Source organism: Bacillus sp. 2D03, from assembly GCF_003946765.1.
Lineage (GTDB): Bacteria > Bacillota > Bacilli > Bacillales > Bacillaceae_G > Bacillus_A > Bacillus_A cereus.
Genome location: NZ_RPSJ01000006.1, coordinates 216,657 through 228,219, shown reverse-complemented (window position 1 = coordinate 228,219; position 11,563 = coordinate 216,657). Strand labels below are relative to the sequence as shown.

Here is an 11,563-nt window from a genome sequence, read left to right as displayed (position 1 = left end):
CAAAAGCTGCGCTGGTGCCATGATGACTTAAATTTCTCCCTGCTATTTTCATTCCACAAAATTAAGACAAATCCTACTTACAAATCAGTAATATTTACAAGAAAATGACAAAAGAAAAAAGAGCTTTTCTTATCTATCGAAAAGCTCCCCTTTTATTTAATGTGAAGACGCATCACTAATACCGTGACCAGTATTAGATTTCACAAGAATTTCATCAAATTTCACTGCATCTTCTTTCTTACTAGATAAAACAGTTCCTAAATATGCTGCAAGAAATCCGAGCGGAATTGAAATAATTCCTGGTGTCGTATATGGGAATATCGCTTCCCCAACAAAAATAGCTTTTCCAGCTACAGGGTTCCAAACATTCGGACTCAACGCTACGAGAACAATTGCTGATACGAGCCCTACAATCATACCGGAAATAGCACCCGTTGTATTAAAACGCTTCCAATATATTGTAAATAAAATCACTGGTAGATTTGCACTCGCTGCAACTGCAAATGCTAATGATACTAAAAATGCTACGTTTAATGTTTGGGCAAATAATGCAAGTATGATAGATAATATCGCTACCCCAATAGATGCATAACGAGCCATAGATACTTGCTCTTTTTCCGTTGATTTCCCTTTGCGAATAATCTCATTATAAAAATCATGAGCGAATGCTGATGCTGCTGTTAATACAAGACCTGCCACTACAGCCAAAATCGTTGCAAAAGCAATTGCTGATACGAAAGCAAATAAGAAGTCTCCACCTAACGCTTTGGCTAATAAAGGTGCCGCCATATTACCAGCTGGGTTCGCTTTAATAATCGCTTCATTTCCTACAAACGCTGCCGCACCAAATCCTAAGAAAATCGTCATAATATAAAATGCACCAATTAACCACGTCGCATATACGACAGATTGACGTGCAGTTTTTGCATCACGTACTGTAAAAAAGCGGACAAGTATATGTGGTAATCCAGCTGTACCAAGTACTAGTCCTAAATTTAAAGACAGTGTATCAAGACCATCCTTATACTTTACACCTGGATTTAAAAATGAATCTTTTAAAGGTGTAGCTGTTTTCATTTGAGCGAACATTTCAGTCACACTGAAGTTGAATTTTGCGAAAACGATAACAGAAATAATAAACGTACCAGCCATAAGTAATACAGCCTTTACAATTTGTACCCAGCTCGTTGCTGTCATACCACCAAAAATAACATACACCGTCATAAGTGTTCCAACGATTAATACAGATGTCGTATATTCAATCCCTAATAATAATTTAATAAGTGCACCCGCGCCAACTAATTGTGCAATCATATAAAAAATAGAAATCGTCATCGTATTAAGAGCTGCAACTCCGCGAACTTTTTTCGCATCAAAGCGTGCTGCAATCATATCCGCCAAAGTGTACTTTCCTAAATTTCTAAGCGGTTCTGCAACAAGATATAGTACAACTAAATAAGCAACTAAAAAACCGATACTATAAAAGAATCCATCAAACCCAGTTAATGCGATTGCTCCAGCTATACCGAGAAATGAAGCAGCAGACATGTAATCTCCAGCAATGGCCAGACCATTTTGCCAACCAGTTAATCCCCCTCCAGCCGTATAAAATTCACTCGCATTTTTCGTTTTTTTCGATGCAAAATAGGTTATGACGAGCGTACCAAGAACAATAATTACAAATAGTGCAAATGCAGTAGTATTCAAGTTCAGCCCCTCCCTTTTTGCATATCTTGCAGAATTTTCCGGGAGATTTCATCAAATGATTCTGCTTTTTTGCTATAAATCATACATAGTGCCCATGTCATGATAAATTGGGAAAAAGCAAATACCCACGCCCATGTAACGTCTCCAAATGCAGGTGTATTAAGCACCTTTGAATACGATGTTAGAATAGGTAATGCGATAAAAAAACTAAAAAAGAAAATACTCATTGGAATGATAAACTTCTTTTTCGTATTTAATAACAATTGAAATTCTTCCGACTGAACGACCTCTGTATAATTCACCTCATTTTGCAACTTACGTGCTGACGTATCGTCTCGTTTCATTAACCGATCCCCTCTCTTACTTGAAATACACTTCCCCCTTGCATACCTAAAGACTAAATTTTATAAATATTCAGAAACTTATATTCATTTTAGTCAATCCATGCATTCATGCAAAGATTTTTTGATAGACATTTTTCGGCAATTTCCCCTAAATTTTTAATATACTTTTTCAAAATAAAGTGACACTTTACTTATTTATCCTCATTAAGACAAAAGTAGTGCTTAACGCACTACTTTTGTCTTTTTTTCCTTTTCTAAATTACGAGCCGTTTCGCTTAGCTCAACATCTTTTCCGTCTTTCAGTGTTCCAAATATAAAATCAAATACTGGATTTGAAACACCAAACCAAAACTTTTCATTTTTATAATGGTGTAATATATGTTGTTTTTTTAGCCATCTTCCAAACTTAGTGACGGGACGAATCGGTCTATGAGCAATATAATGTTTCCATTCGTAAACGAGCAGCATAATAATCATTCCGATTCCAAATGAAAGTGTAATAGTAACACTTTTTGTAATACCATATGCTATAAGTAAATATATAGTAAAACTAGGTATACTAAACCATACAGGTAAAAACAAAAGTTTTAAATCATCTGGATATACGTGGTGATCATAATGCAATCTTCTTAACATTTTTAATAGAAATGTGTTTTTAGGTGGCTTTATATGGAATAAAAAACGATGTGTCATATATTCATTAAGTGTATAGAAAACAATCCCAAACATACATGCTAACATGCCAAACCACGTAAAAAATTGCATTTTTAAAATAATAATGAAAATAAATAGAATGCTATACATAATAACAATATCATGTTGTAAAAAGAACTCTTTCCCCACTTTCTTCATCTTGTTTCCCCCTTTTCCCAAAAAACAGCCGCAACATATCGTTACGACTATTTCTTTTCTATTCTTATTCTATTCACTTTACAAATTTGCCTGCTGTTCTATTGTCGAGAAAAAATTGTTTGGTCCAAATATATTTTGCTTCGGAATAATATGTTCCACTGCAAACACTGTTACTTCTCCTCTTTGCACTTCTCCAATAATGAGCCCAAATATTTCATGATTTACTGCAAACGTCGGTTGCTTTGTTTGTAACAATCTTGCAGCATTATGAAATACCGCTTCATATAGTGGATTTCTATCAGTAATTTCTTTTCGGATTTTTGGCGCTAACGTAATTATAATTTCTTTTCCGTCAATAGTGGTTCGATACATAAAAATCTCCCCTTCAATCTTATGTGAACAACTGTAAAGCTTTGTATGCAAAATGTATAGAGTAACCTACTAAAATAATACCTGCTCCGGCCGTTATGTAGCCAAGCGCTTTTGGTTTTAATAAAGTTCTTCCAAAATGTACAGAAAAAGCAATATTTAAATTCCATAAAATAATACCAACAATAATGCAAAGACTGTACAAAAAAGCTTCTTGTTTCGTTACCTTCGTAAGTAATGAGCTAAGTGTACTTCCGTATATACCAAACCAAAAAACAAGATTTAATGGATTGGATATCGCAATTAAAAATCCTGCCATAAACGATTGCTTAAGGCCACCTACCTCTTCTTTTTTATATTCCATATTCGAGTCGAAAATTCCTTGTTTTACACTTTGAAATCCTAAATAAAATAACAAGAAAAAACCCGTGCAATACATGAGGGCTTGTACATATGTATACATAAACACAGAAGATAGACCGAAATAAATGAGAAGCATAAATAAAACATCTGCAGTCATTCCACCAATTCCAACAACCCAAGCGTGCCAAAACCCACGTTCAATTCCTCGTTTTAACATTTCAATATTAATCGGCCCTACTGGCGCAGCTAATGATATACCTAATACGATTTGCTGTATAATTGCTCCAATCATCGCTCTATCCTTTCTACTCTCTTTACTACTAGTTAATGATGTAATTAAAAAAATAGACTAGCTTTCATAATAAAATACCCTTTTTTATCCAAAATATACAAAAGAGCCATCTAGATGATGGCTCTTACTTTTCTATCCTATGAAGAAAAGGACATTTCTCTTTTATTGGCTTTACATCGTCTCCTATGAAATATTGTTTCCATTCACGATGCTCTGGGTCACCATAATGACTAATGTTAGGATGTTTCGGCAATTGATCCCACTTTTCAACTCGCTCACGGACCATTTGTCTTGAATATGCTCCCTTAGGACGATCTCCCTCTAATCCATCAAAAATAGTGCGTGGCTGAAACCCAATAACGAGGGAATTCCCTAAATGTCTAGTTTTTCGTTGTTTATAAGCTGGCGCATTTCCAAATGCGAATATTGGCTCACCACCAAATGAAAATTCCCATAAATAATGGTCTGGGTCTTCAGGAATTTGCTTTGGCCATGCTTGATTATCGTTTTCATGTAAATACTGTAACACTTTCCAAAAAGAATCACGGTAATATTCGAGTGATCGTTCTTCACATTCCGGTTCTACAAAAAGGAAAAAGCCCCTTCTTATAATCGGTCTCTCTTTCATTAACTCTAAAAAAGATAACATTGTATGCGGCAAATGACTCCAATCATTATGAGAAAGAAATGAATAACGAAGTTCATTCTTTTTCAAAGCTGTTAAACCGAAATAACATGGAAAAGTTGGTTCTAACACAACATTTGAAAAAATCTCAAATTCTTTTGCAACCCAATCCGGTATGTCGGTTCTCGTTCTCATTCCTTCATTATCTAATAAGTAAGACTTATTCATTCTTTCACCTCATTATGTATAGCATTCAATTAAGAATATTACGTACAAGGCCTGTCCTATACCTATTTAAAAATTTGACTGGAAAATTATTTAAAAATACAAAAAAATAAAATCGCTTACTTGACTAAATTCTCCCAATTCGTGTATATTTAAATTAATCATTTAGCAGAATATTCAAGAATATAGCATTTTTAGTTTATATTATTTTTTTAATGAATTTCACTAAATGAAAATAGTAAACGCTTTTAGGAGGAATTGTAACATGCAAGGAAAAGTAAAATGGTTTAACAACGAAAAAGGTTTTGGATTTATCGAAATGGAAGGCGCTGACGATGTATTCGTACATTTCTCTGCTATTCAAGGAGACGGCTACAAAGCTTTAGAAGAAGGTCAAGAAGTATCTTTCGACATTACTGAAGGTAACCGCGGACCTCAAGCTGCTAACGTAGTAAAACTTTAATCCAACATATAACAGGAGGTTGCCTTACTTGGTAACCTCCTTTGTTATTCCTTTGTATATTTCCGTTTTACAGAGCAAAAACTATGTGAAATGCGCACTATACAAAGGAGGAATTATTAATGGGATCAGAAGTAAATGATTTTGAAGAAGTGAAATTCCGTGTAGAAACAGCACAAAAAATGGTAGGATCAGCAACAATTTCAATGGATCCAGATACATTAGAGCATGCTACTACTGCTGTAGAAGCAGCTCGCTCTCAGCTTGAAATTATGAAATCTGTTGCAACTGATTTAGATGAGCCATTTTTAATGAATGAGGAAAAGAAATTAAATAAATGTGAGCATCAACTAAACGAAGCAAGACACTAAAAAACATCCAGAGAATTTTCTCTGGATGTTTTTTCATGACAACTGTTCTCCATACTTTTTCAATGTTTCTCCAACTGTACATTGCCGTATACAAAATGAATGGGCATAATATTTACTATTTGTCTTTCGATTATGTTCTCGCAAGAAACATCCTTCACAATACGTTTCTAATAAGTCATTTACCTCTGTAATGAGTTGCTTTTTATCCACCTTTGCACCTCTCTATTCAGTTATTTCTTTATGACTATCAATAACTGTTCCTTCCAATGCTTGCGTAGCTAATTGATGTGCTTCTTTATTTTGTTTTCTAGATATTGGTTCACATATAAGTTTTAATTTCATTTGCTTCGCCTTTTGTTCAATTTGATCTAAATAATGGTTTAAATGCTCATCATAACAAGGCCATTCTCCGGCTAATTGCTGCAGTACAACTTGAGAATCACCGTGAAGTGTGACTGCTTCATACTTAACCCCTAATTCCTCGAGTATATTCATACCGTATAGTAACGATGCATATTCCGCTTCATTATTATCATATATACCTTCTATATATGCATTGCGGCGAATCCGGTAGTTTGTATTTCCTTTTTTATAATACACACATATACCAACGCCAGCTTCTTTCGTTTGCACATCATATCCCCCATCAAAATAAACGAGTATTTCTTGGGGATCTTCCTCTACTTGCTTACTTAACTTTTTCATCTCTTTTAATGACCATTCTGCGTCCATTTCATCATAAAATGAAATTTCTTTTACTCTTCCTGTTTTCTCAAAATCCTCTGCAAATTGAAGTACTTCTTCTATGTTCATATACTCTGTCGTTAATTCCGTCTGCAATCCGCGCTTCGTTTTATACAACCAATGAATTTTATATTTCATACTACATTCCCCTTATGTAAGACTTCTTATTTATCCGGCTAATTGAAGCCTCACTTTATTTTATTATATTTTATCAAGAGTCACAGTATTATATTCAATATAATCACATACAAAAAGAGCCATCCTATATAAGGAATAGCTCTTTCATCTATTACATAAATCTTTCAAATTGTACTCGCTTATTAATCCAGTACATTACAGGCATACCGATCGCCATTACTACGAATTCACCTGCTGCACATGTTAACCAAGTCCACATAAATGGTAGGTCAAATGCAAGATGAAGTTCAATTGCAATCATAAACATTGTAATCGTAAAGATAACTGTATTAAAAATCATACGAGCCCAAACACCTTTAATAAATCGCATAGAAATAATCGTTGCAACTAATGCAAGAATAGATTGCCCTACTCCAAATACTAAATCATAAGCAATCATAGGTGAGAAAAAGAGATTCGTTAAAAATACACCTAATACAATTCCGTAAATTGCTTTCTTGTTAAATACAACGAGATGATTAAACATCTCTGAAATACGAAACTGTACATTCGTAAAGCCAAATGGCTGAATAAGCATAGAAACAGCAATATATAATGCCGCTAAAATACCATTACCGACTAATGTTCTAATATTCATGACAAAATCTCCTTAGTTTTTTTACGTGGGATGGTTTCGAACCACGTTATTCGTTTTTTAAGCAACAAGATTATATTTTACGTGGTAGCCCCTCTTTCGTCAATAGATTTCCTATCATAAACTACCTTTTTCCTTTTAGACAACGTATAATGAAACATATGAAAGATTTAGGAGGTTTCACTTCATGACAGCAACAATTCAAAATGAAAAAGTGATCGTTTCCATTTCTGACAAAGGTGCAGAATTACAGAGCGTTCGCTTAAAAGAAGACAACACAGAATATTTATGGCAAGGTGATTCTACTTATTGGGGACGCCGTGCACCAATTTTGTTCCCAATTGTTGGTCGATTAGTAGATAATACATACTACGTAGACGGTAAACCATATTCATTAACACAACACGGTTTCGCTCGTGATCTTACTTTCTCTGTGAAAGAACAAAGCGAAACAAAGATCACTTATATCGTTACTAGTAATGAAGAAACATTAAAAAAATACCCATACGAATTCGAATTACTCGTTTCTTATGAGCTAGATGGACAAAGTGTTCATGTAACATATGAAGTAAACAATCCTACTTCTAAAGAAATGTTCTTCTCAATCGGCGCACATCCTGGATTCAACTTCCCTTTATTGGACGGTGAATCATTTACAGATTATCACTTATCGTTTAATGGTTCGGAACGCTTAGAAACAAGCGTATTAGAAGGACCTTATCTTTCAAACAAAAAGCAATTAATCGCTGAAAATACGACTGAATTGCCACTTACATACGATTTATTCAAAAATGATGCACTTATTTTTGAACATATGAATACAAATGAAATTTCGATTCGTTCTCATAAACATAATAAATTTGTAAAAGTAGAATTTGATGAATTTCCATTTGTCGGCGTATGGACACCAGGGGATAACGCACCTTTCTTATGTATTGAACCTTGGTATGGAATCGCTGATGAAGTAAATCCAGCAAAAGATTTCAAGGACAAAAAGGGAATTCAATCTTTACAAGCGAATGAAACATTTACATGTCGTTACAGCATCACAATCGGATAACTACTCTATCCCCTACTTCAAAAAAATATTTAAGTAGGGGATAATCTTATAATTTGGAGGTTTCTCATTTTGATTGAAGTATATATTGATGGTGCATCAAAAGGAAATCCTGGTCCTTCTGGTGCAGGAGTGTTTATTAAAGGCGTTCAGCCGCCTGTACAATTATCAGTACCACTTGGAACAATGTCCAATCATGAAGCAGAGTACCGCGCTTTACTTCTAGCATTAAAATATTGCATTGAGCATAATTATAGCACTGTCTCTTTTCGTACAGATTCGCAGCTTGTTGAGCGAGCTCTTGAAAAGGAATACGCAAAAAATAAAATATTTGCACCTCTTTTAGATGAAGCACTACAGTACATAAAAAACTTCGATCTGTTTTTTATTAAGTGGATTCCAAGTAGTCAAAATAAAGTAGCTGATGAATTAGCTAGAAAAGCTATCTTACAAAATTAACGGGGGTATGAGTGTGAAAAAAGAGTGGATTGCTCCTCTTGCTTTATTATTTGTCTCTTTTATTTGGGGAGCTACGTTTGTTGTCGTTCAAAACGCTATGTCTTTCGTTGGTCCATTTACGTTTAATGGTATTCGTTTTTTATTCGCTGGAATTATTTTATTATTCGTTCAAATTATTTTCTCACAGAAAACTTCAAAACAAGAATTAAAACATAGTAGTGTAGCTGGATTAATAGTTGGGTTCTTCTTATTTGTCGGCTATTTATTACAAACATTTGGCTTACTCTATACAACTTCTTCAAAAGCAGGTTTCTTAACTGGGCTAAGCATTGTTATGGTCCCAATCTTATCCTTTATCTTTTTAAAACAAAAAGCCACCATTTTCATCGTACTTGGTATTGCTGTAGCTACAACAGGTTTGTACTTATTAACAGCTGCTGATTCTTTCCAATTAAATATAGGAGATATACTTGTTCTCGGTTGTGCAGTCGCTTTCGCTGCCCATATTCTTATTAACGGCTTCTTTTCTAAAAAAATATCACCTTTATTATTAAGCACATCTCAAGTATTAGCTGTTGGTATATTTTCTTCTATTTGCGCTTTCTTGTTTGAAGATTGGGAAAAGTTATTTTCAGTATCACTATGGACGAATCAATCCTTTTTATTCGCACTCTTTCTAACTGCCCTGTTTGCAACATCTATTGCTTTTTTCATTCAAACATCGGCACAAAAACACACTTCTCCAACGAGAGTAGCAATTATTTTCGCAATGGAGCCCGTTTTTGCTGCATTAACAGGCGTTCTCGTTGCAAATGAACAACTTTCTATTTCTGCTATTATCGGATGTCTATGTATTTTTCTAGGCATGATTTTTGTTGAATTACCTTCCAAAACAAAAAAAGAAGCGCAGGCTGCGTGAAGTTACGCTTGTAACTTCCGCATAAAAGCCTTAGCGCTTTTTTTATCTGTAATTTCTTCCTCTTTCAATCGTTCTAATAACGCAACGAAATAACTACCATCAAACTGCAATTGATGTTTAATTGTCGCTTCTATTGCTGCGTTCACAATCCCATCAGACGCACCAGTATATCCTTGTCCAAACATAATAAACCCTTGTGCTTCCTCTGATAATTTAAATCCTTTCGTATGTAAGAATGAAAGATAATCTTCTACTGTTTGCATGTTATTCCCACCTACTCAAAAATTCTCCATCTCCTATCATACATGTTTTTACACGCTATGAGAATGAAATTTCTTTGACAACTTTGTAAATCAATCTTCTACTTCTCTTACAATGGAGGATTTTCTAACAATCTGAAGGAATATGTACAGTGGAACTTATTTCATATTAAAGGGGAGACACGATGAAACAAGCACTATTAATTATCGACGCTCAGCAAGAATTAATTGATGGAAATGAGCAAGAAAATGAAGTTTTTCGTAAAACCGAGCTATTATCTACACTAAATATAGCCCTCCAGAAAGCAATAGATTCAAATGCTCTTATTGTTTTCGTAAGAGATATCGATGTTGCTTCTGGTAGTGGCGAAGGATTTGAAGTACATAATCAAATTCAAGTACCCCAGTCTGCAATCTTTATTAATAAAGCAGCAACCAATTCATTCTACGGTACTTCTTTACTTGAACTTTTAAAAGAAGAAAACATTAATCATATTGTTATAGGCGGATGTAAAACAGAACATTGCATTGACACTGCCGTTAGGACAGCAACTGTACAAGGATTTGACGTTACATTAATTAAAAACGGTCATTCAACAACTGATTCTAACGTATTGTCTGCAGAACAAATTATTGGTCATCACAATAAAACTTTACACGGTCATTATAACGTTGATCATTTTTCTATGGTGCGAGATATCGAGGAAGACCTCTTTCAGCCAACTCATGACCAATATCGTGATTAAATTGGCTCAAAAAAGAATCCTTCATTTAAAAGGATTCTTTTTTATCCAAAAATTTGCGCTGCAATACTATATAGTTCACTATTTCTTTTTAATAACCGATTACTATTTTTCATCATAATTGGTGGTGTATTCACTTTTTTAAAACCAGCAACCTCTAATTCTTTCATGAAATCGTTCTTTCCTTCTGGTACATCCATTCTTAATTTTCCATTATGCCCTCTTGCTAAATCATGTACAATTCTCATTGCCATCTCATCATTTTTAGCAACAACCGGCCCTATTATCCTATTTTCTGGTGTTTGTATGCTTAAACCGTAACCTAATACATTTTGTTCCTTGTCCCTTACAACGATACACTGTTCACTTTGCATAATTCTTTTCTTTAAAAACTCTTTTCTATTTGTTCCAAACGCATATTCATCTATTTTTATTATTTTTTCTAAATCACCCTCTTCATAATTCATCACATAATCTTCATTTCTTACACAATAATCTTTCGCATTGTATGAGTTACATATGTATTTAGAAACATAACTTACTGCCCTAAATCCTAACTTTTCATATAAAGGTTTCCCTTCATCCGTAGCAATAAGCATAATTGGAGTATGAGCTGATACGCTTTTAACGCACGCTTCCGTTATTATCTTTCCAATCCCTCTCCCCTTATAATCTGGATGTACAATCACCATTCCGATAGACGCTAATTTCTCCCCATATAATATTATTGCCGCGCTAGCAATTAGTTCCTCTCTCTCATTCCAAACACCGTATACATTCCCTGCGTTAAAAATAGTCTCAATTTCTTCTCTGTTATAATCCCACCCAATATAAGAAGATAATGATAGAATATTCCCTGTTTTTGCTTCCCTAAGACGCTCCACTCTAATTTCCAATTCAATCATACTCCATCCCCTTATCTAGACATTTAAATCATTATTATCAAATCAACTTGTACATGTTTCCATTTATTTATCACACACATATCCTATTTTGACCAA

At 34.3% G+C, this 11,563-nt stretch carries 17 protein-coding genes and 1 riboswitch; of the genes, 6 read left to right on the top strand and 11 right to left on the bottom strand.

The features are described from left to right. Nucleotides 1-156: 156 nt before the first annotated feature. The 6 genes from EBQ15_RS15870 to EBQ15_RS15845 form a co-directional block, all read right to left on the bottom strand. Nucleotides 157-1,707: a solute symporter family protein gene (locus EBQ15_RS15870; protein ID WP_001098256.1), complete on the bottom strand. Its 1,551-nt coding sequence runs from the start codon at nt 1,705-1,707 to the stop codon at nt 157-159. Between the two features lie 2 nt (nt 1,708-1,709). After that, nucleotides 1,710-2,051, bottom strand: coding sequence for a DUF485 domain-containing protein (locus EBQ15_RS15865; protein ID WP_000817366.1), 342 nt, complete (start codon nt 2,049-2,051; stop codon nt 1,710-1,712). Nucleotides 2,052-2,273: 222 nt separating this feature from the next. Beyond that, nucleotides 2,274-2,903: a sterol desaturase family protein gene (locus tag EBQ15_RS15860; protein ID WP_000755397.1), complete on the bottom strand. Its 630-nt coding sequence runs from the start codon at nt 2,901-2,903 to the stop codon at nt 2,274-2,276. A gap of 78 nt (nt 2,904-2,981) precedes the next feature. Beyond that, nucleotides 2,982-3,275: a hypothetical protein gene (locus tag EBQ15_RS15855; protein WP_000286361.1), complete on the bottom strand. Its 294-nt coding sequence runs from the start codon at nt 3,273-3,275 to the stop codon at nt 2,982-2,984. 19 nt (nt 3,276-3,294) lie between these two features. After that, nucleotides 3,295-3,927 (bottom strand): LysE family transporter, encoded by a 633-nt coding sequence (locus tag EBQ15_RS15850; RefSeq protein ID WP_000578570.1) that lies wholly within the window; start codon nt 3,925-3,927, stop codon nt 3,295-3,297. A gap of 124 nt (nt 3,928-4,051) precedes the next feature. After that, nucleotides 4,052-4,780 carry a YqcI/YcgG family protein gene (locus EBQ15_RS15845; RefSeq protein WP_001043765.1) on the bottom strand — a complete coding sequence of 243 codons (729 nt, stop codon included), beginning with the start codon at nt 4,778-4,780 and terminating at the stop codon, nt 4,052-4,054. A 262-nt stretch (nt 4,781-5,042) separates the two neighbouring features. On the opposite strand from EBQ15_RS15845, the gene cspB reads away from it, so the two are divergent. Further along, the gene (gene cspB, locus EBQ15_RS15840; protein WP_001161731.1) at nt 5,043-5,240 is read left to right on the top strand and encodes a cold shock-like protein CspB; all 198 of its coding nucleotides are present in this window, start codon (nt 5,043-5,045) and stop codon (nt 5,238-5,240) included. 119 nt (nt 5,241-5,359) lie between these two features. Beyond that, nucleotides 5,360-5,608 (top strand): DUF2564 family protein, encoded by a 249-nt coding sequence (locus EBQ15_RS15835; RefSeq protein WP_000534392.1) that lies wholly within the window; start codon nt 5,360-5,362, stop codon nt 5,606-5,608. Nucleotides 5,609-5,641: 33 nt separating this feature from the next. Here EBQ15_RS15835 and EBQ15_RS15830 read toward each other — a convergent pair whose 3' ends face one another. The 3 genes from EBQ15_RS15830 to EBQ15_RS15820 all read right to left on the bottom strand — a co-directional run bounded on the left by EBQ15_RS15830 (nt 5,642) and on the right by EBQ15_RS15820 (nt 7,127). Continuing rightward, nucleotides 5,642-5,818, bottom strand: a complete 177-nt coding sequence (locus EBQ15_RS15830) for a zinc-finger domain-containing protein (RefSeq protein WP_000358801.1) — start codon at nt 5,816-5,818, stop codon at nt 5,642-5,644. 12 nt (nt 5,819-5,830) lie between these two features. Next, nucleotides 5,831-6,490 carry a ribonuclease H family protein gene (locus EBQ15_RS15825; RefSeq protein WP_000875555.1) on the bottom strand — a complete coding sequence of 220 codons (660 nt, stop codon included), beginning with the start codon at nt 6,488-6,490 and terminating at the stop codon, nt 5,831-5,833. Between the two features lie 151 nt (nt 6,491-6,641). Then, the gene (locus EBQ15_RS15820) at nt 6,642-7,127 is read right to left on the bottom strand and encodes a QueT transporter family protein (RefSeq protein WP_001026471.1); all 486 of its coding nucleotides are present in this window, start codon (nt 7,125-7,127) and stop codon (nt 6,642-6,644) included. Between the two features lie 6 nt (nt 7,128-7,133). Then, nucleotides 7,134-7,178: riboswitch (PreQ1 riboswitch) on the bottom strand. Between the two features lie 133 nt (nt 7,179-7,311). On the opposite strand from EBQ15_RS15820, the gene EBQ15_RS15815 reads away from it, so the two are divergent. The 3 genes from EBQ15_RS15815 to EBQ15_RS15805 all read left to right on the top strand — a co-directional run bounded on the left by EBQ15_RS15815 (nt 7,312) and on the right by EBQ15_RS15805 (nt 9,559). Further along, nucleotides 7,312-8,184, top strand: coding sequence for an aldose 1-epimerase family protein (locus EBQ15_RS15815; protein ID WP_000127416.1), 873 nt, complete (start codon nt 7,312-7,314; stop codon nt 8,182-8,184). 69 nt (nt 8,185-8,253) lie between these two features. Next, on the top strand, nt 8,254-8,640 hold the full coding sequence (locus EBQ15_RS15810; protein ID WP_000573878.1) for a reverse transcriptase-like protein: 387 nt from the start codon (nt 8,254-8,256) through the stop codon (nt 8,638-8,640). 13 nt (nt 8,641-8,653) lie between these two features. Then, entirely contained in the window at nt 8,654-9,559 is a 906-nt protein-coding gene (locus EBQ15_RS15805) for a DMT family transporter (RefSeq protein WP_000712613.1), read from the top strand. A gap of 2 nt (nt 9,560-9,561) precedes the next feature. Here EBQ15_RS15805 and EBQ15_RS15800 read toward each other — a convergent pair whose 3' ends face one another. Then, nucleotides 9,562-9,822, bottom strand: coding sequence for a DUF6123 family protein (locus EBQ15_RS15800; RefSeq protein WP_001195212.1), 261 nt, complete (start codon nt 9,820-9,822; stop codon nt 9,562-9,564). A 182-nt stretch (nt 9,823-10,004) separates the two neighbouring features. Here EBQ15_RS15800 and EBQ15_RS15795 point away from each other — a divergent pair, with 182 nt between their 5' ends. Then, nucleotides 10,005-10,565 (top strand): cysteine hydrolase family protein, encoded by a 561-nt coding sequence (locus tag EBQ15_RS15795; protein ID WP_000806320.1) that lies wholly within the window; start codon nt 10,005-10,007, stop codon nt 10,563-10,565. 41 nt (nt 10,566-10,606) lie between these two features. Here EBQ15_RS15795 and EBQ15_RS15790 read toward each other — a convergent pair whose 3' ends face one another. Continuing rightward, a complete protein-coding gene (locus tag EBQ15_RS15790; protein WP_000571009.1) occupies nt 10,607-11,467 on the bottom strand; it encodes a GNAT family N-acetyltransferase in 861 nt (286 codons plus the stop codon). Nucleotides 11,468-11,563 lie beyond the last annotated feature (96 nt).